Source organism: Methylocystis sp., from assembly GCF_046349115.1.
Classification (GTDB): domain Bacteria; phylum Pseudomonadota; class Alphaproteobacteria; order Rhizobiales; family Beijerinckiaceae; genus Methylocystis.
Genome location: NZ_JAXMCX010000001.1, coordinates 921,058 through 939,320, shown reverse-complemented (window position 1 = coordinate 939,320; position 18,263 = coordinate 921,058). Strand labels below are relative to the sequence as shown.

Below are 18,263 nucleotides of genomic sequence, written 5' to 3'. Positions count from 1 at the left end.
CGCAATTTCCCCATATGCGGAGGCCGGGGTTCGATGCTGACGACGCGCGCCCCCGCGAAAATCAATCTCACGCTTCATGTGCGCGGCCGCCGGCCGGACGGCTATCACGACCTCGAAAGCCTCGTCGCCTTTTCCGGCGCGGGCGACACGCTGTCCCTTACGCCCGGCGAACCGCTGTCGCTGGATATTTCGGGACCGACCTCTTCCGCCGCCGGCGCCGGCGACGACAATCTCGTGCTGCGCGCCAGCCGCCGCCTCGCCGAAGACGTAAAGGGGCTGCGGCTGGGGCGATTTCGCCTCGAGAAACGCCTGCCCGTGGCGGCCGGCATTGGCGGCGGCTCCTCGGACGCCGCCGCCGCGCTGCGCCTTCTGGCCAGAGCGAATGATCTTGCGCTCGACGACCCGCGCCTTCGCGAGGCGGCGCGCGCTGTCGGCTCGGACGTGCCGGTCTGCCTTGAGCCCCGGGCGCGGATGATGCGCGGCGCCGGCGAAAGTCTCGGCGCGCCGCTCAATCTTCCGTCGCTGCCGGCGGTGCTGATCAATCCCGGCGTTCCGGTCGCGACGGCGCCGGTCTTCGCCGCGCTCGGACTGCAGCCGGGCGCGTCGCGCGGCGACGGCGCGCATATTGAGATCGCGGCCCAGCCCAACGCAGCGCAGCTTCTCGCCGCGCTGGCAAAATGCCGCAACGATCTCGAAGACGCCGCCTGCCTGCAGGCGCCGGTAATCGTCGGCGCGCTCGCGATTCTGCGCGCGGCGCGCGGCTGCCGGCTGGCGCGCATGTCGGGCTCCGGCGCGACATGTTTCGCGCTGTTCGCGACGCGGCGAGACGCCGTGCGCGCGGCCCGCGTCATTCGCGACCAGCATCCGGCGTGGTGGGTCAAGACCGCCATGCTGCGATGACGCGCCGGCCGCCGCCCAAGGACCGCGGCGCGCCCGAGAAGCGCCGCCACGCCCCTGCCCCGCCGTCGGACGCGCGCGGTCCGTTCCGCCCGGCCTTGCCTGACGTCGTCGCGCTTTACGGCGCGCATCCGGTGCGCGCCGCGCTGAATGCGCGCCGGCGCAAACTGCTGACGCTTTACGCGACTGAGACGGCGCTGCCGCGCATCAAGGATCTCGCCCATGCGGCGGGGCTCGAACCGCGCCTCGTCGACGCGCGCGATCTCGAGCGCCGACTCGGCGCCGAGGCGGTGCATCAAGGCCTGATGCTCGAAGCGCGGCCGTTGCCGGAAGCGGATATATCCGACATCGTCAGCAACAGCGGAATCGTGCTGGCGCTCGATCAGATCACCGATCCGCACAATGTCGGCGCGATTCTGCGCACCGCCTGCGCCTTCAATGTCGACGCGGTGATCGTCACCGAGCGTCACAGTCCGGAATTTTCCGGCGCGCTGGCCAAGGCGGCGTCGGGCGCCTTGGAATTCGTGACGATCGTCGCGGTGGTCAATCTCGCCCGCGCGCTCGACGAATTCGCCGAGCGCGGCTACGCCCGCATCGGACTCGATTCGGAAGGCGCCGAATCGCTGTCGACCGTCGCGCTGTCGAGACCGCTTGTGTTGGCGCTCGGCGCCGAGGGCAAGGGACTGCGGCGTCTCACCCGCGAGCGTTGCGACGCCGTCGCGCGGCTCGATCTGCCGGGTCCGATCAAGAGCCTCAACGTATCGAACGCCTGCGCCTCCGCCTTGAGCGTCGTGACGACACGGCTCGGATGAACGCGCCCGGCGCGGGATTGACCTCTCTGCTGGCTTGGACGCATAGAGTAGTCGCGCGACGCGCTGATCGACGCCAGGGCCGGTTTAGCTCAGCTGGTAGAGCAACTGATTTGTAATCAGTAGGTCGCGGGTTCGAATCCTGCAACCGGCACCAGTAACGGCAAATCCGATGCCATCGGCGCCAGGATCGACCGCGGTTCGTCGGACTGGTTTTCCCGGCGAGCGAGCGCTATGGCTCTGCCAAGACTAAGTTGAGTTAGCGCGCTGCTCGCTATTCTTGTCGGGCGGTTACGTAAGCTGCGCCCAGTCACTCGAAAGACAAACTCAGAAGCGACGAAAGGCATCTCGATGGCCAATACGACGACAGAACTCGAGGCGCTCCTGATGCAGCGGTCGCTCAGCGACCCGCAGCTTTTGGCGGCGGCGGAGGCGGCGGCGGACTATCGCATTCTCCCGGACGCGACGGTCATCAAGATCGGGGGACAAAGCGTCATCGACCGCGGCCGCGCGGCGCTTTACCCGCTGGTGGAGGAGATTGTCGCCGTTCGCAAGTCGCACCAGATGCTTATCGGCGCCGGCGCCGGCACAAGAGCCCGGCATCTCTACTCGATCGCGGCGGGACTTAATCTGCCCGCGGGCGTGCTCACGCAACTCGGCGCCTCAGTCGCCGATCAGAACGCCGCGATGATCGGTCAGCTCCTCGCGAAATATGGCATCTCCGTCGTCGCCAGCGCCGGGCTCTCGGCCGTGCCGCTCTACCTCGCCGAGGTGAACGCCGTGGTTTTCAGCGGCATGCCGCCTTACGGCCTCTGGACGCGCCTCGCGCCCGATGGCGTCATCCCGCCCTACCGCACGGACGCGGGGTGCTTCCTTATCGCAGAGCAGTTCGGCTGCAAGGCGATGGTTTTCGTGAAGGACGAGAACGGGCTCTATACCGCCAATCCGAAGACGTCCAAGAACGCGAAATTCATCCCGAAAATTTCGGTCGACGAAATGAAGGCGCAGGGACTGCACGACTCGATCATCGAATTCCCCGTGCTCGATCTGCTGAAGGCTGCGCGCCATATCCCGCAGGTGCAGATCGTGAATGGCCTCATCCCCGGCAATCTGACCCGCGCCCTCGGCGGGGAGCATGTCGGCACCATCATCACAGCCCGCTAAGAGTTTCCGCCATGACCCATACAGACGATAGCATCAAGCACGTGGCTTCCCCGCTCGCGCGCCAGACGCTCCTCGATAATGAGCTCACACGCCCGGTCGCCGGCGGACGTCCGATCCGGCTCCTCCCGTGGTTGCAAGTCGTGAAGATCGGCGGCCGATCCATCATGGATCGCGGCCGAGACGCGATCCTCCCGATCGTGGAGGAGATCAGAAAGCTGCTGCCCGAGCACCGTCTGCTCATTCTCACCGGCGCCGGCGTGCGGGCGCGCCATCTCTACAGCGTTGGACTCGACCTCGGCCTGCCGGTCGGGTCGCTCGCCCCCCTCGCCGCCAACGAGGCCGGCCAGAACGGCCACATACTCGCGTCGTTGCTTGCGCCGGAGGGGGTCTCCTATATCGAGCACCCGACCATCGCAAGTCGGCTCGCCATCCACCTGTCCGCCGCCCGAGCGGTCGTGGGCAGCGCTTTTCCTCCCTATCACCACCATGAATTTCCGACCTCGCGAATTCCGCCTCACAAGGCTGATACCGGCGCGTTTCTGCTCGCAGACGCGCTCGGCGCCGCCGGACTGACGATCGTGGAGGACGTTGACGGCGTTTACACGACCGATCCCAAGGGGCCAGGCGGGGAAAAGGCGCAGTTGCTCCGCGAGACGACCGCCGCGCAGCTCGCGCAACAGGAAGGCCCATTGCCATTCGACCGGGCGCTCGTCGAAGTTATGCGGACCGCTCGCCACCTCGAACATGTGCAAGTCGTCAACGGTCTCGTGCCGGGCCGACTTACCGCCGCGCTGCGCGGCGAGCATGTCGGGACGATCGTTCACACCAAAGCGTCCGCGGTCTAAAACCCCAGCCTTGCGTTAGGCGCCGCAGGCCGGCGCGGTCATTGCCGCGCCGCCGGCTCACGCATTGGTCGAGCTCGCCGCCCTACGAGCCGCCTCAGAAGCGATATCCGATCTTCGCCATGATCGTGCGCGGCGCGCCAGGAAAGTAAATTCCCGAGCTCGACGTCTGCTGATAATAACCGTTGCTGATCTGTCCGATATAGGCCGTGTCGAAGACGTTTAAGACAGCCAGACTGGCGTTAAGCGTCCCGAAGCCCACGTTCTTTTCATAGCCGAAATTTAGATCCAGCGTCGCATAGCCGGCGATCGGCTGGAGCCCGGTCGTGTCGCCGGAACGCGAACTGACGATGTGGACGATCGGGGTGACGATAAAGTCCAAAAACCTCAGATTGCCGCCCACCGTTGAAATCCAGTGGGGAACGTCAGGCAATTGCCGTCCGTTCACCTGGTTATTGAAGCGCGTGAGCAAGGATGCGGTCGCGAAGGAGGGAAGATCCTGGACAAAGACGGCGCGCTGATAGCCGACGGAGCCGAACAGGTCGATTCCCTCGATCGGAGAAATTTGCCCGATGGCCTGGGCGCCGTAATTTTCGCTTTCGCCGACGTTCTGCCCATATGGGGTTCCGATGCCGGGGTCGTAGATGACGGCCTTGTGGTGATTGCGCGAATAATACGCGATCGGCTGGATATAGCCCGCTCCGAACCATTCATCGAATGTCCAACGCGCGCCGGCGTCGACCATTGCCGCCGTTTCCGGCCGCATCGACCGCCAAACCTGATTGGCGGTTAATCCGTTCTTGAGGAAAGTGGCGGAGTTCTGCTGATAGGCAGGCCACACATCGAAGGAGGGCCCGCCATAGCCGCCGCCGCCGCTTACTCTGAACTGCAGATTGTCGGTGACGTCGTAGCTCAGCGCCCCGAAGGGCAGCGCCGTTCCGACGGTGAAGCTGTCGACGCTGCGCGTCGGAATGATGCTTGGCGACAGAGCGAGCGCCAGATTGTAGGGAAATGCGCCAAGTCCCGTCGCCGTGCGCTCGTCTATGCCGGCCATCGTCTCCCAATTATAGCGGAAGCCCCCGGTGGCGCGCAGCGGCCCGAAATTACGCGTAGCGACGCCATAGGCCGAGTTATTGACATGAGACCCCGTCTGCTGGGCGAGGATTGACCAATTTGGGTTCGTCAATCCGCCAAACGCGTTCGGCGCATACATCTGCCAGGCGTTCGGCGGTCCTGGCAGGTTCTGCACGCCATACCAGTGGCCAATCGTGACGTCCGTTTCCAGAATGCGCGATTGCAGCTCGCTCGTGACCCCGTAGCTGTCGTGATTGATCAGCCAATTGCGAACCATGCCGTTCGCCATGCCGTCGAGATAGTATCCATCCTCCCGGAAATAATAGGGCTTGACGACGAGACGCGTCGCATCATTGAACCTCACCGTGAATTCGCCGAGCGCGGTCCAACTGTCGAAGGACTGCATATTGTAGTTGTAGTAGTTGACGGCCCAGGCCGGAACGCTGCTTGATACGGGAAGGAAATTATAGAAACGGTTGGCGCCGAGGAAGGTCACCTGATTGTAGTTCAGACCGGCGTAGGTATTGGCGTTATAATTGCTCTTGGCGATGAAGACCTTGGCCTCGAAAAAATCGGTCGGCCGCGTTTCAATGCCCACTGCGAAGCTGGCCTTTCCCTGCGGCGCTTTGCCCGGCCCGCGCCAGGCATGGGCGTCCGTCCAGGAGCCGGAAAGAAAGAACTTGGTCGTGCCATTGAGGAACGCCCCCGAGTCGATGCGCGCAAAAGTTCTCAGAAAACTCACCGAACCGACGGACTGAGAGGCTTCGGCGCCGAATTTGTCGGAACTCCATCTGATGCGCGTGTCGATCACCCCGGGCAGCGTGAAGTAGGAATTGATGTTTGACGGCACGGGTCCCTGGTAGAGTTCAATCCTCGACAGATTTTCGCTGTCGATCATCATCGTCGAGCCAGGTCCGGGATTGATGCCGTTAATCGGCAGTCCGTCGACGAGCGTGATGCTGTTGCCATGCTGGCTCACCTCGCCGCGGATGCGTATGCCTTTGAAGCTGCCGGGTAGATTCGCAAGTCCGTAGGGATCGATCGGCGGCGCATCCACGGATGGAAGATAGCCGACCGCTCGGATTGGATTGGTTCCGCCGCCGCCCGTCGCAAGTTGAATGCCCCGACTATCGACGCGATAGGTCGTCGAGGGCGACTCCGGCGCGACGCCGATAATCGGACTTCGCTTCGGGGTTGGACCGCGTGACCCGGACTGAGGCGCAGGAGCGGCGTCGTTTTCGCCGCCGCTCGCGCCGATGGTGATCGTCGGCAAAGTCGATTGCGCCCTCGCGCCCTGTGCGCAAAGCAGCGCCACGAGCGAAACGGCCGCCCCGACGGCGCCGATATTGCGTTTACGGAGTTTTCGGATGCGAACCATTTGAGCCCCTCGGTCGCGTATTTATTATACGCTATATATTTCATATATACACCGCGATCCGAGGCTGCGCCGCAAGCATATAATTCGAGCTTCTTTCAGTTGTTTATGAGTGTTGCCGAACCGCAACATTATGTCGTTCGCGCAGGCAAATCGCCCATGTTTTACTCGACGCGAGGAATCGGCCGTCGCGTCAGCGCCGATTCAATATTGATCGGCGAAGAGCTGACACGGAACCGCTGCAACAACGGGCTGCTGATGCTTCGATTGGTCGGAGCGTCTTTCACTCGCAAGTGCGAGACGGCCCCCCCCACATCATTGCTCGACGGCACGCGCCGACGGCGGGCAATCCAAGGGCCGACCGGTGGAACTCAGCTTTTCGAGAAGATCGCCACGATGAGCTGCGACAGAAGAATCCCCGCGTCATTTTCCCCTTCAAACGAAACAAACCGCCTAAAAATTAAGCTTGTTTACGGAGCATCGTTATATACACTTACTACTTAACGATGAGCGGCGGTTGAGAGCCGCGGTAGGAGACCACACGAGATGGCTGCAATCAGCTCACTTCGCGTCAGCGCCGAGACGTCGCCAACCGCACCAAAAGGCGATGAGAGCGAGGCCGCCAATCCTGTTCTTGTTCACATCCGTTTCCGACCGGACGGATCGATCGGGCATATCAGCAACCTTCCCCCCCTTTTGAGCGAAGATGATTGGTTCAAATTGCTTTGCTCAGCCATCGGCCAAAAATATCTAACGCGTGCGGGAGGAAGGGGATTTTTCAGAACTACCCGCTTCGAACTCGAATCGATCAGCGCCCGGAAGCCGTGAACGCTCCATCGGCTGCATCGATGCGCGAACCCAATGAAGTCTTTCGATTTCGCGCATGGGCGCACGACCGCATCGAGGTCAGCATCCGGCCGATCTCCTGAGCTGGCGTCGTCCAAATTAATCTGCTGAGAAGCTCCCCCGACAACGGAGTTGATCGGCGCCTCAGGCGCGCCATTCGGCGCAATAAGCCCAATGTCGTGATTCATTTCGGTTGTCAGAGGATTCGCCGTCGATTGCTTGCGCAGTTCGAAACGCGCAAGTCAGGCTGAGCGCGGCGCCGTCGTCGACACTGGAAAAAAAGCGGCGCAGCCGTGAACACCCGCCCGCAAGATTGGCCGCCTTCGTCGCTGCCGCCTGCGGCCTTTCGAAATCCGGCCGCGGCGCGACGATCGCCATTCTTCACAGAAAGCCGTCGACAAAAGAAAAGCCCGGCCGTCGGGCCGGGCTTTCCTCGATCAATCTACTCGAAGCAATCGATCAGTATTTCGCCAGCACCGGCGCCGGGGCGCCGAAGTTGAAGTGATAGTTCACGCCGGCGCGGATCGTGTGGAAGCGCGTGCGGTTGTTGGTGCTGTTGAGGCCCCAGCCCGGGTTGAAGAACCAGCCGCCGTTGTTGTTCCCGTTGCCGCTGATCTGCGTGTAAAGATATTCGAGCTTGAGCGACCAGTTCGGAATGACCATCCACTCGCCGCCGCCGCCGACGGTCCAGCCCGTCTGCACCGCGCTGTTCTGGTTCCACCAGCCGTTGCGCTGCACTTCGCCATAGGCGAAGCCGCCCGTGCCGTAGATCAGCACCTTCGAATTGAGCAGCGTCAGGCCGGCGCGGCCGCGAACCGTGCCGAACCAGTTCAGCGTCGCCGTCGTCACCGGAGGCAGGCCGAAGAACCAGTTGTAGGTGTTGCCGCCGGCGCCGGAGCCGATGCTCGTGCCCTGGAAATCGGTCTCGACGCCCACGAGGAACATCGGCGTGACCTGGTAATTGTAGCCGATCTGGCCGCCGCCGACGACGCCCGCGCGGCTGCCGCCATGATTGTTAAAGCCGGCGCCCCACGCATTCGACGAATTGGTATCGTAAAAACCGACGCCGAAGTTCAAACCGCCATAGAGGCCCGTCCAGGTGATAAGCGGCGGCGGCGGGGGCGGCGGGGGCGCTTTGTAAGACGGAAGGTCGGCGGCCATCGCCGATCCGGCTATCAGCGCTAAGGCCGAGGCAGCAAGGATTGCCTTTTTCATGTACCTTCCTCCTAATGAGTTATCAATTTGAGCGCGCGGCGAGATTCGCCTGAGGCCAAGTTGGTAGAAAGAAACCTGCTACACAGTCAAAGGATATGACTGGTTTTTAGCCCCCCAAGCGCGCTTTCTGGGCGACTGTGGCAGCCGCGCAACAATGGACGCTGGGTCGACGCTCCCGTGGAGGAAGCGCTTTTGGCGCCGCAGCGACGTCGTGCCGAGGAGAGGCCGGTCTTGACGAGGCGCGGCCGAATATCGGCTATATTGGCTGAGCGAGAACGGCGCCGCCGATCCTGACCGGCGCGCGATTTCGAGAGGAGCGTCATGAGCATCCCGCTGAACCGCGCGCGACTTAAGGCCTCGGCCGGGCGCGTCGGAAGACTCAAGCTTCAAGGCGCCTGGATCGGCCTCAACAGCGGCGCGCTCGCCGCCATTCTGCTCGCGGTCGCGCTGTCCGGCGCCGCCGAGGCGAAGCAAAGGCAGGCGATCCCCGCGCCGACGCCCGCAGGCGCGGCGCCGGCGCCGACCGTCGACCGATGCGGCCACCCGATCGTGTTGGACAATGTCGGAAGCCCCTATACGGACCCTGTCTGCACCGCCCTCTCCGACAGGCTGCAGCCCCCGCTCTATATTCCCGATCCAGATTGCAACCGGGGCGTCGAGCCATATGATTCGCACTGCTTCATGGAGCGACTCCTGACGGTGATCACGGCGTCGCCGGGTCCGCCGCCGCTCGCCCGGCCCGCCCCGTATCCGGTGAAATAATCGCCAGGCGATACGCGGCCGCGCCGCTCGCCGCGCACCGGCGAGGATTGACGACATTTCGCCGCGATTGAGGCGCAGCTTGCGATTTCCTTCGTTTCCGACGGCAGGACTCGCGTATGAACGACCTCATTATTCCGCCGGAGCCGCCGCAGCCGAAAGGGAGCCGCGCGCCGGCCAAAGTGCCGGTTGAAATCGTCATCGATCGCCGTCAGCGTCGGCCGCTCCGCTATGGCCTGATCGCGGCTGCGATCGGCTTGGCCGGAGTAGCCGCCACGCATTTTTATCCCGCCGACCGTCCCAAACAGCCGGCGACCGAAAAAGTCGAGGCGCGTGCGCCCCAGGCGGCGACTCCGGCGCTGGACGAAGCGACGAAAAATCGAATCGCGTCTCTCCAGGGCGAAGTGCAGGAGCTGCGCGCGAAACTCGACGCCGTGGAGAAACGGCAACAGGCCGACCGGCTCAGCGCCCAGGCCGCCAGCGCGCCGCCGCCTGCGCAGGACAAGGCCGCCGTCGGCGCGTCGGAAGCGGCCGCCTCCCCGCAGCGTCCGTCAGAAAAGCCCGATGCGAAAGTCGCTCGCGCCGCCAAGCTGGAGAGCGCCAAGATCGACATGACGCCCGTCCAGTCGATCGCGCCGGCCCCGAAAGTGGTGAGCGGCTACAGAGTGCGCGACGTATTTCAGGGCGCCGCGCTGATTGAATCCGACAGCGGCATGATCGGCGTCGAACCCGGCGAAGTCGTGCCCGGCGTGGGGCGCGTCATCGCCATCAAGGAGCGCGCCGGCCGCTGGATCGTCGTCACCGAGAGCGGCGAAATTATCGGGAACGCAAATGGGCAGTCGCATGCTCCGCCGCCGCGCCAGCGTCAATTCGCTCGGGAGCTCAATGGATTCATGCCGCGTCCCTTCCCGCCGCCGCCGATGTTCCCGCCTTACTGATCGCCGGCGACTGGGCTTATCTCAACCATCGCGCCGCATCGGCCATAGGCGAAGAGTTTCGAACGGTCCCCAGGCGAATTTGCCATTGTCGAAGGCGAAATCGCCATCCTCGACATATTCGGCCACGAGTTCGGAAATCTTTCGCCATTCGTCCGGCGTCGGCGTCTCCCAAATCGCTTCGGGACTTCGTGCGTCGCTGGACAGAGCGAAAATCGCTTGAGCGATCGCGGGATGCGTTCGCCGGTTGACGCTCCACCCAACCGGCGGCGGTACGCAAGAACACAACGCATTTTTCATCGTCGCCCCCTCGGGCTGACTTGCCCGGCGCGAGGCGCGCCAGAGAGTGATTTTAGCATAATTCGAGCAGGCTGGCAGCTCCGCGCCGCCAGTGCGCGAAGCTCGAGCGCGGCGACGACTTGTTCGAAACGTCCGGGAGGAGCAGAATCGGTTTCCAGCGCAACGCTTGCGCGCGCTCGACCGAGCGAGGGACCGTCGCCGGCGCTGTGTCGGCATAGCGCGTCATCGTGGAGGCCTCATATGCGAAAAATGTCCGTGACCGCGGCGGTTTGCGCAGCCCTGAGCATGACGGCGGGACCGGCCGCCGCCGGGGCGATGAGCGCCAATAATTTCATGCTGCCGTCGAAAGACGTGGCCTTGACCTGCGCGCCGCTGCGCTATTCGATCCATTGTTCGATTTCACTGCGCGCCAATCCGCAATACAGCACCTATTGCTTCTATGTCTCCGCTGGTCGGTCGTATCCGATGAAAACCGACTACCGCTGGGGATTTTACAACAATATCGTCAGCCTCCGTCTCGACGACGGCGAACGCGTCACCGCTCAACTCAGGGATCTTCGCACAGGCGCGCAGGCGCGCTGCATCGAGTAATCGCGCTCGCGCGCAAAGCGGCGATTTCGCTCGAAGGCGGCGTCGGCAACAATCGAGACACAGTGCAGCAAATCCGCCAAGAGCTGGCTCTGCTATCAAGGATGCGCACTCAGATCGTGCGTCGCGCCGCGGGCGTCGCTTCCAAGCAGCGGTCGCCTGCGGCCAACTCCTGGCGGGTCCTTCGCGGCCCGCCTTTCTGTTTTCGAGGCGGCGACGACCGGCGCGCCCCGGTCCAACGCAAAACGCCCCGCCTTTACATCCGAGGTCGGGGCGTTCGCTTGCGACGGCGAACCGTCGACTTTCCAAATATTATCGAAAAGATATGGCGTGCGCATGGCGCCGATCCCGGCGATGCGCCGCGCCGCCGCCGAAGGCGCTTCGCTTGCCATCCCGCCGGACCTTTGCCATATGTCGTGCGCCGTTTCGCCGAAAACCGCGGAACGCCGGAGACGTGGCCGAGAGGCTGAAGGCGACGGTTTGCTAAATCGTTATAGGGGAAACCCTATCGTGGGTTCGAATCCCACCGTCTCCGCCAGAAACACATGCAAGTAACTGAGATTAGGAAAGTTTTATAGATGGACGAGCGCCGGTCGCCGGGGAGCGCTTACAAGGCTCGACGCGACTGATGTTGACGGCGCTGAGTTTTGAACGAAATTCGCTAGACAGCTGGACGCGGCCGGCGACGCTTAAGAGAGCGGCGCCGATCGTCTACCGGCGGAGAATGTACCAGAAGTTGCGGCTATCGACGGTATCGCGGAAGAGGAGGCATTCCGCGATACCTGGCTATGTCGTCGCCGGCGTCCTTGCGGTTGGTCGCTTACTATAGGAACAGAGCTTGACGTCGGCGCTCATCGACCGGTCAGGACGCATTGAACAGGATGCCCAAGAATGCCGATCGACATTGGCGCCCCTTATGACAATCTTCCGCTCGCCGAACTGAAAGAACGCGTGGGGGAGAAACAGTAATGAATGCTGCTCCGTCGACGATCCCAATGGAAGTTTCGTTAGAGTTTCGCTCTTTCGGCGAGTGGATGGCCTGGCGGCGAGACAATGCCTGGGCGATCGACAGTCAGCATATCGCGAATATTGTCGCCGACATCCGGCGCGGCGGTCTGATCGATCCCCTTTGGGGCTATATTCCTCCGGATAAAATCGATATCGGCGGCGCCAATTACCGCGAGGGATTGATCGCCGAAGGCCTGAATTCGCGGCTGCGCGCCGTGTGCCTGGCGCTCGTCGAGGAAATGCTCGTCAAAGGCCCGCGACTGAGCGTTTACGCTTCCGAATGGGTGTCGCCTTTCGCGAATGTCATGCGCAGATTCGTGGCTTATCAGGGCAGCGAATATTTGCCGACGCCGGAAGACCGCGCCAAGCATCCGGAGATTCGCCACGAAGACGTGATGGCGACCACTTTCGCTGACGGCAGTTTCGACGCCTATATTACAAACGAAGTGCTCGAACACGTGCCGATCGTCGAAGCCGCGTTGCTTGAGGCAAATCGAATTCTCGCGCCGGGCGGCTTGTTTTTTGGAACGTTCCCGATGGCGTATGCGTCGGCAAGAACGGTCAGGAAAGCCGAACTAAGGGACGGTCAAATTGTTCATCTAACGGAGCCAGAATATCACGGCAATCCAATCGATCCTTCGGGCGGAAGCCTTGTCTTCAACATTCCAGCCTGGGACATTCTCGACCAGGCGCGCAACTCAGGTTTTCCCGACCCGCGTATCAGATTCATATCGTCACGCCGGCACGGGATTTTGGGCGCGGAGATATGCGGTATTCTCCTTTTTCTGGCGCAAAGAAAGTAGACTATCTTTGACTTCGCAATGGGTCTGTGCCGGCTCGCCCCAACTTACGGGAATGATCATCGCGACGATCCAAAGGTACCGCAAGAAACGGGTCGCTCGGAAATGCCGTCAACGAAAAATTACGAATCAATTTTGGATGTCTGCCCTTCTACGGTAGTCAGCCTCTTGGCGGTTTGCATTGTTGTGATCTGCCCAGCGGCCGCGCAAAGCGGTGGAATCAGACCTTTCGATTTTTTGCAACCTACGGGACAAACGCTAGACGAATACTACCCGCTTAGAAAGCCCGAGAGCGGGGTTATTTTCAGTCTCAAAGATGGACGTCCGATGTCGAAATGGAGAACTGAACCGACAGGCACAGATACTGTGGACGTCATATGGGAGGACCCTCGGAGCCCGAACAAACCAGAGAGGATCGAAGAGTGGGCCATTAAGCGTAATTGCGCTGGGGGGGCGAATTTTGTCTGGCTAAATGCCTACAGAAATGAAGCTCTCGATAACAGTACGAGTCACCGCTTCGCAATTCGAACCACTAGGGCAGAAATCAAGGTAAATAATGAAGGTTGGTTCGATATTACAAGTGGCGGAAGTTGTGGTACCGATGGTCAACCGTACGCACTGTACGACGTGATGTCGGCTCCCTATAGTCTTCGGGTCTGGGGAGAGATTATTAGGCCCAACGGAGTAACGGTCGGAAGGCGATTCTTTTGGCAGCATGCCGTGTCATTGGACCGACCTTCGCATAGCCCATGCTTGCATGGAAAGGGCGCAGAAGAACGGCCGGCGATCAAACGGTCCGAAGCTTGGTGGGATACTTCGCATGGCTGGACACTCGGATCATCCGGAAGTACTGGGCCCAATGGTGAGCCGGATGGGCAGGTGGTTAACTACGGGCGGTGGGGACTTGTTGCTAAAGACCGCGGATGGGGCTGGGTTGTCGGCGGCGGGCGCAATGGCCAAGCATACGGCTGCATGATGGAATAACCAAAGTTGGCTAGCGCGCACCACGACATGGGTCCGTGGTATATAGAGGAAATAGGAGGAGTGCGCCTGTGGCAATCATCAACAATACCCACCGGTTTATATTTATTCACATCCCCAAGGCTGCTGGTACATCTTTATCCCAATATTATAGCCAGCAGTGTTCAACTATCGCCGATGTTGAAATCGGCGGGTCGGCTATGGGTGAGGCTGTCCAAGCATTCTACATGAAACGATTTAAAATAACAAAACACGCAACGGCGCTCGAAATCAAAACAGCGCTTGGTATGAGCGTTTTCAATCAATATTTTAGGTTCTCTTTCGTTAGAAACCCATTTGATAGGACGATTTCTACTTTTAAATTTCTCAAAAAGTGGCTGCCAGGTAGCGCGCTTGTTGAGCACGCTAATGTGTTTCGCCAATTCGATAATGTCAATGATATGATAGGCAGTCCATATTGGGAAAACCCAGGGATTGAAAGAATATTTCAGCCACAATGGCGCTGGCTCTATGACGAAAGCGGTGTACATTTAGCAAACTATATTGGAAAGGTCGAGGCAATAAGCGCTGATGTAAAAGAACTTAATTGCCGACTCGGCCTAAATCTGGCTCCTCTTTCAATTCATAGTAACAAGACGACCGAAGATACGATTCAGTTATCTGAGTCTTCTATCGAAAAGATTAGCAACCGGTATAGGAAGGATTTTGAAATCTTCGGATACGGTCCTTCGGAGGGAGAGAAGGCGGCCTGATTCGCGGTCGGAGTATATCGAAGCCTTCGGCTAATTGCCGAAGTTGCTGCTCTACTTTCGCTTGGTGATTGGGGTCAGTCGCAATTTTCGGCAGTTGCGGCATTTGACGTCGGGTCAAGCCGGCGGATGGCGGAAGACAAAATGCGGATAGATTTGTTCTGATAACAGCCCGTCGCGCTGAATCACGAAGGCCTCGACCGCCTCTGTCGCGCCGATGCAACTCGACGTTGTGGCGTCGTCGAAGACATAATAGCCCATCGGGAGCATATGCGGTTTTGAGACTTCGTAGGAATATTTCACGGCGCTATAGATGTCGCAGTCGATATGCGCGAGAGCGATCGGACCGATCTGCGGGAGAAGCGTCGGCGCCGTGTCCTGAAACAGGCCTTTGACGAGGTGGAGATTGTTCAAGCCTAGCTTGTCCGCCGCCTGACGAATCTCTTCCATATTCGTGTTGGCGAAATCGCCGGCGGAGTGCGCATCAATCGCGCGATCCGTCGCCGGCATGCCCTCGAATGTATCGAGCGCATAGACCTGCGCGCCTGGCAGGAATCGCTGCGCCAACGCCGCCATGAACATCGCCGAGCCGCCCCGGAACGAGCCATATTCGACGATATGCCCATGGGGCAATCGCGGCAGGAAGAATTTGCACAACAGAAAAAGATTCATCATGCGCTCAAGCAGCAGCACGGAGCGCGCCTTGGCGATCTCCGCCGCGTAGCGATAGTCGGGGTCCTCGCTGACGCGCGCTTTCAGGTCGCCGAACTCGAGGCCCCAACCACGTTGATAGCCGTCGTAAACATTACGGCCGCCCCTCAATTCGTTTTTCTTGCCGCCGAGGACAGGAAGGTAGTCGGACATATTCGCAGCTTTCGTTGATCAAGGGGGCCGCTCGAACGATGAGCGTTGACGCCGCCAGCGCGCTAATCGCCAGTCTTTCTAACCTTTTTCACTGATGGGGGAAACCGGCTCGCCACGCGCCGAACCCGCAAATTGCGGCACGGCGTCAAGCCGAGCGCGTAAATCTCCCCCCTCGAAAAGATAGCCCGGAACGCCCGCGGCGCGCGCGGCGGCGAGGTCGCTGTCCTTGTCGCCGATCAGGAAGCTCCCTTCGACATCGACCGGCCAATGCGCCAGGAGATCGAGCAGCATGCCGGGCGCCGGCTTCCGCCACGGCGAATCCGAGCGATATTCCGGCCGCGCCGCCTCGATATGGTAGGGGCAGTATCGGAAATCGTCGACATGGCCGCCCGCCTGCGCCAGCTCTTCCTGCATGAATTCATGCAGGCGATCGACATCGCGCTCTTCATAGAGACCCTTCGCCACGCCCGCCTGATTGGTGACGACGAACACCAGGAAGCCGCGATCATTACAGGCGCGCACCGCGTCGATCGCGCCATCGACCCAGCGAAAGCGATCGACCGTCCCGACATGATGCAGGTCCACGTTCAAGACCCCGTCGCGATCGAAAAAAGCGGCGGGCCGGCGCAGATGGCGCGGAATTTCGGTTTGCGCCGCCGCATAGGACTCGGGCAGGCCGATATCGAGGAAATAGCCGTCGCACGCCAGGCCGCCGAGCGCGCCGCGCGCGGACAGCGCCGGCATGACATCCGTTTCGAGCGACAGCGCCATCTCCCGGTTCGGCGCCAAAGCCTCCATCGCTTCGAACAAGGCGGCCTTGCGGCACACATAAACGCCGCCGTTGACCAGCCCCGCGCCGAGACCCTGCGCTTTTTCCCGAAAGCCCGTGATCTTGTCGCCGGCAAGCGTCACCGCGCCATAGCGTGAAACATCAGGCATCGCGCGCAGCGCCAGAACCATCGCGCTTTCGCCGCGGGCCTGCGCAAACGCCGTGAGGCTCCGCAAATTCACGTCGAACCAGGAGTCGCCGTTCATCAGCAGAAAGACATCGTCGAGCTTAGCTTCGGCAAAGCGCACCGCCCCGCCCGTGCCGGCGCGTAGCGGCTCGACGGAAAGGTCGATCTCGACGCTACGCCGCTTCGCGGCGGCCGATGACCGCACAAAGGCTTCGATCTCCTGCGAGAGATGGCCGGCAAGCAGCAGCACGCGGTTGAAGCCGCAGCGACCGACTTCCTCCACCAGCACGTCGAGGAAAGGCGCGCCGGCGACCGGCAGCAGCGGCTTCGGCGTGCTTGCCGTCAGCGCGCCGAGCCGCGTCCCCTGCCCGCCACAGAGTATGACCGCCTGTCGGATCACCCGCCCGCGCCGTGATATTTTTCCGCCGCTTCGGGAAACATCGCGTCTTCCACCAGACCGCAGATGATATGAGCCGCGACAATATGGATCTGCTGAATCAGCGGCGTCCAGTCGCTCGGCGCGTGCAGGCAGAGATCGACGGCTCCGGAGAGCTTGCCGCCGCTCATTCCGGTGAAACCGACGGTAGTGACGCCGATGCTGCGCGCGACCTCGACCGCATCGAGAATATTCTTAGAATTGCCGGAGGTCGTGATGGCGACAAAGACGTCGCCCTTTCGCCCGAGCCCCTTGACCTGACGAGAAAATACGTCGGCATAACCATAATCGTTCCCGATCGAGGTCAGCACCGACGTGTCGGTCGAAAGCGCCAATCCGGCGAGCGGCGCGCGGTCGTAATTGAGCCGCGAGACAAATTCGCCGGCGATGTGCTGCGCGTCCCCCGCGCTGCCGCCATTGCCCGCGAACAGCGCCTTGCCGCCGTTCTTGAGACTCGCGACAATGCAGTCCGAGATATCGAGCAACGCCCGCTTAAATTTCTCGTCCTGAGCCGCCGCGTCGAGCGCTGCGACGGAACGGGCTAAATAACCCTCGATGCGGCTCAAGTTGTCGCCTTCCACGTCACGCTCCCCGTATGAGTGAACGCCACGGCGCTCGCGTCGCCGCCGGCCGCACGCAGGGCGACGACCAATTTCTGGCGATCCTCCGGGCGTACGAAAAACATCATGAAACCGCCGCCGCCGGCCCCGGAAATCTTGCCCGCCAGAGCGCCATTCTCAACAGCCAAAGCATGGAAATTGTCAATCGCGGTGGTGGAAACGCCCTTGGCTGTGGCGCGCTTGGCGATCCAGGAGCGACGCATGACTTCCGCCATTCGGGGCATGTCGCCGTGAACGAAAGCCAATTTCATCTCGAGCGCGTCCGCTTTGAGCTGATGCATGGCTTCCATGGCGTTGGCGTCGGCGGAGACGACTCCGCTCGTCTGCTGAAGGATAATGTCGTGAGAGCTGCGCGATTGGCCGGTAAAGCAGATCACGATGGATGACTCGATTTCCTCCATTGCGCCGGGAACCAGCCGCAGAGGATTCACAATGACGCGATCGTTGGATAGAAATTCGACGAAATTTACCCCGCCGAAGGCCGCCGCATACTGATCTTGCCGACCGCCGGCAAGACCAAGATCGATGCGCTCGATCTCCCATGCCAGATGCGCAATTTCATAGCGGCCGAGCGGCAATTCGTAGCGCGCGCGAAAGGCTTCGACGAGCGCCACCATGAGCGCGGACGAGGAACCGAGACCAGACCCGGCTGGGGCGTCGACCGTCGTCTGGATCGACAACGCCGGCTTTTCGTCGCCGAGGTAATCCTTGCAGATTCTTCGGTAGACGCCCTGATGCAACAGCAGCGAGGTGGACGCCGAACAAGAGTCGTCGACATCGAAGATTTCTTCCACGCCCATGTCCAGCGCGGCGAAGCTGGTTTTACCGTCGCTGCGCGATGAGATGAAAGCATATGCGTGCCGGTCGATGGTGACGTTGAGAACCGCGCCGCCGTGGAGCTGACAATAGGGCGACAAATCCGTGCCGCCGCCGGCGAGACCAAGGCGAAGCGGCGCTCGTGCGCGGATCAACCCGTTTTTTCCGTCGCCTCTACCCATCGGTCCGATCCCTAATTTACCTCCCCATCCCCCACCAGCTTCTGGGT

18 protein-coding genes and 2 tRNA genes are annotated in these 18,263 nt (G+C 61.4%); 12 read left to right on the top strand and 8 right to left on the bottom strand.

Annotated elements, in window-relative coordinates:
* Positions 1-33: 33 nt before the first annotated feature.
* The 5 genes from U1E20_RS04415 to U1E20_RS04395 all read left to right on the top strand — a co-directional run bounded on the left by U1E20_RS04415 (position 34) and on the right by U1E20_RS04395 (position 3,715).
* Positions 34-900, top strand: a complete 867-nt coding sequence (locus U1E20_RS04415) for a 4-(cytidine 5'-diphospho)-2-C-methyl-D-erythritol kinase (RefSeq protein ID WP_409979369.1) — start codon at positions 34-36, stop codon at positions 898-900.
* A complete protein-coding gene (locus U1E20_RS04410; RefSeq protein WP_409979368.1) occupies positions 897-1,709 on the top strand; it encodes a TrmH family RNA methyltransferase in 813 nt (270 codons plus the stop codon). Before U1E20_RS04415 ends, U1E20_RS04410 begins: the two co-directional genes overlap by 4 nt.
* Positions 1,710-1,787: 78 nt before the next feature.
* A tRNA-Thr gene (locus U1E20_RS04405) sits at positions 1,788-1,863 on the top strand.
* Positions 1,864-2,057: 194 nt separating this feature from the next.
* The gene (locus U1E20_RS04400; protein ID WP_409979367.1) at positions 2,058-2,870 is read left to right on the top strand and encodes a uridine kinase; all 813 of its coding nucleotides are present in this window, start codon (positions 2,058-2,060) and stop codon (positions 2,868-2,870) included.
* 11 nt (positions 2,871-2,881) lie between these two features.
* Positions 2,882-3,715 (top strand): molybdenum storage protein subunit alpha, encoded by an 834-nt coding sequence (locus tag U1E20_RS04395; protein WP_409979366.1) that lies wholly within the window; start codon positions 2,882-2,884, stop codon positions 3,713-3,715.
* A 94-nt stretch (positions 3,716-3,809) separates the two neighbouring features.
* Here the strand turns inward: U1E20_RS04395 and U1E20_RS04390 are convergent, their stop codons facing one another.
* Positions 3,810-6,164 carry a TonB-dependent receptor gene (locus U1E20_RS04390; protein ID WP_409979365.1) on the bottom strand — a complete coding sequence of 785 codons (2,355 nt, stop codon included), beginning with the start codon at positions 6,162-6,164 and terminating at the stop codon, positions 3,810-3,812.
* A gap of 543 nt (positions 6,165-6,707) precedes the next feature.
* Here U1E20_RS04390 and U1E20_RS04385 point away from each other — a divergent pair.
* Positions 6,708-6,989, top strand: coding sequence for a hypothetical protein (locus U1E20_RS04385; protein WP_409979364.1), 282 nt, complete (start codon positions 6,708-6,710; stop codon positions 6,987-6,989).
* A gap of 162 nt (positions 6,990-7,151) precedes the next feature.
* Here the strand turns inward: U1E20_RS04385 and U1E20_RS04380 are convergent, their stop codons facing one another.
* Entirely contained in the window at positions 7,152-7,385 is a 234-nt protein-coding gene (locus U1E20_RS04380) for a hypothetical protein (protein WP_409979363.1), read from the bottom strand.
* Positions 7,386-7,466: 81 nt separating this feature from the next.
* The gene (locus U1E20_RS04375; protein ID WP_409979362.1) at positions 7,467-8,222 is read right to left on the bottom strand and encodes an outer membrane protein; all 756 of its coding nucleotides are present in this window, start codon (positions 8,220-8,222) and stop codon (positions 7,467-7,469) included.
* A 321-nt stretch (positions 8,223-8,543) separates the two neighbouring features.
* Here U1E20_RS04375 and U1E20_RS04370 point away from each other — a divergent pair, with 321 nt between their 5' ends.
* The gene (locus tag U1E20_RS04370) at positions 8,544-8,984 is read left to right on the top strand and encodes a hypothetical protein (protein WP_409979361.1); all 441 of its coding nucleotides are present in this window, start codon (positions 8,544-8,546) and stop codon (positions 8,982-8,984) included.
* Positions 8,985-9,100: 116 nt separating this feature from the next.
* Positions 9,101-9,919: a hypothetical protein gene (locus tag U1E20_RS04365; RefSeq protein ID WP_409979360.1), complete on the top strand. Its 819-nt coding sequence runs from the start codon at positions 9,101-9,103 to the stop codon at positions 9,917-9,919.
* 21 nt (positions 9,920-9,940) lie between these two features.
* Here the strand turns inward: U1E20_RS04365 and U1E20_RS04360 are convergent, their stop codons facing one another.
* Complete coding sequence (locus U1E20_RS04360; protein ID WP_409979359.1) at positions 9,941-10,216, bottom strand: hypothetical protein; 276 nt, start codon at positions 10,214-10,216, stop codon at positions 9,941-9,943.
* Positions 10,217-10,456: 240 nt separating this feature from the next.
* On the opposite strand from U1E20_RS04360, the gene U1E20_RS04355 reads away from it, so the two are divergent.
* The 4 genes from U1E20_RS04355 (at position 10,457) to U1E20_RS04340 (ending at position 14,345) form a co-directional block, all read left to right on the top strand.
* Positions 10,457-10,807 carry a hypothetical protein gene (locus U1E20_RS04355; protein ID WP_409979358.1) on the top strand — a complete coding sequence of 117 codons (351 nt, stop codon included), beginning with the start codon at positions 10,457-10,459 and terminating at the stop codon, positions 10,805-10,807.
* Positions 10,808-11,252: 445 nt separating this feature from the next.
* A tRNA-Ser gene (locus U1E20_RS04350) sits at positions 11,253-11,342 on the top strand.
* Positions 11,343-11,799: 457 nt separating this feature from the next.
* Positions 11,800-12,615, top strand: a complete 816-nt coding sequence (locus U1E20_RS04345; protein WP_409979357.1) for a class I SAM-dependent methyltransferase — start codon at positions 11,800-11,802, stop codon at positions 12,613-12,615.
* A gap of 1,049 nt (positions 12,616-13,664) precedes the next feature.
* Positions 13,665-14,345, top strand: a complete 681-nt coding sequence (locus U1E20_RS04340) for a sulfotransferase family 2 domain-containing protein (RefSeq protein WP_409979356.1) — start codon at positions 13,665-13,667, stop codon at positions 14,343-14,345.
* A gap of 114 nt (positions 14,346-14,459) precedes the next feature.
* On the opposite strand, the gene U1E20_RS04335 is transcribed toward U1E20_RS04340, so the two are convergent.
* The 4 genes from U1E20_RS04335 to U1E20_RS04320 form a co-directional block, all read right to left on the bottom strand.
* Entirely contained in the window at positions 14,460-15,206 is a 747-nt protein-coding gene (locus U1E20_RS04335) for a TylF/MycF/NovP-related O-methyltransferase (RefSeq protein WP_409979355.1), read from the bottom strand.
* Between the two features lie 78 nt (positions 15,207-15,284).
* The gene (locus tag U1E20_RS04330) at positions 15,285-16,562 is read right to left on the bottom strand and encodes an HAD-IIIA family hydrolase (RefSeq protein WP_409979354.1); all 1,278 of its coding nucleotides are present in this window, start codon (positions 16,560-16,562) and stop codon (positions 15,285-15,287) included.
* A complete protein-coding gene (locus U1E20_RS04325; protein ID WP_409979353.1) occupies positions 16,559-17,179 on the bottom strand; it encodes an SIS domain-containing protein in 621 nt (206 codons plus the stop codon). The genes U1E20_RS04330 and U1E20_RS04325 overlap by 4 nt, the downstream gene beginning before the upstream one ends.
* On the bottom strand, positions 17,161-18,216 hold the full coding sequence (locus U1E20_RS04320) for a hypothetical protein (protein ID WP_409979352.1): 1,056 nt from the start codon (positions 18,214-18,216) through the stop codon (positions 17,161-17,163). Before U1E20_RS04320 ends, U1E20_RS04325 begins: the two co-directional genes overlap by 19 nt.
* Between the last annotated feature and the right edge of the window lie 47 nt (positions 18,217-18,263).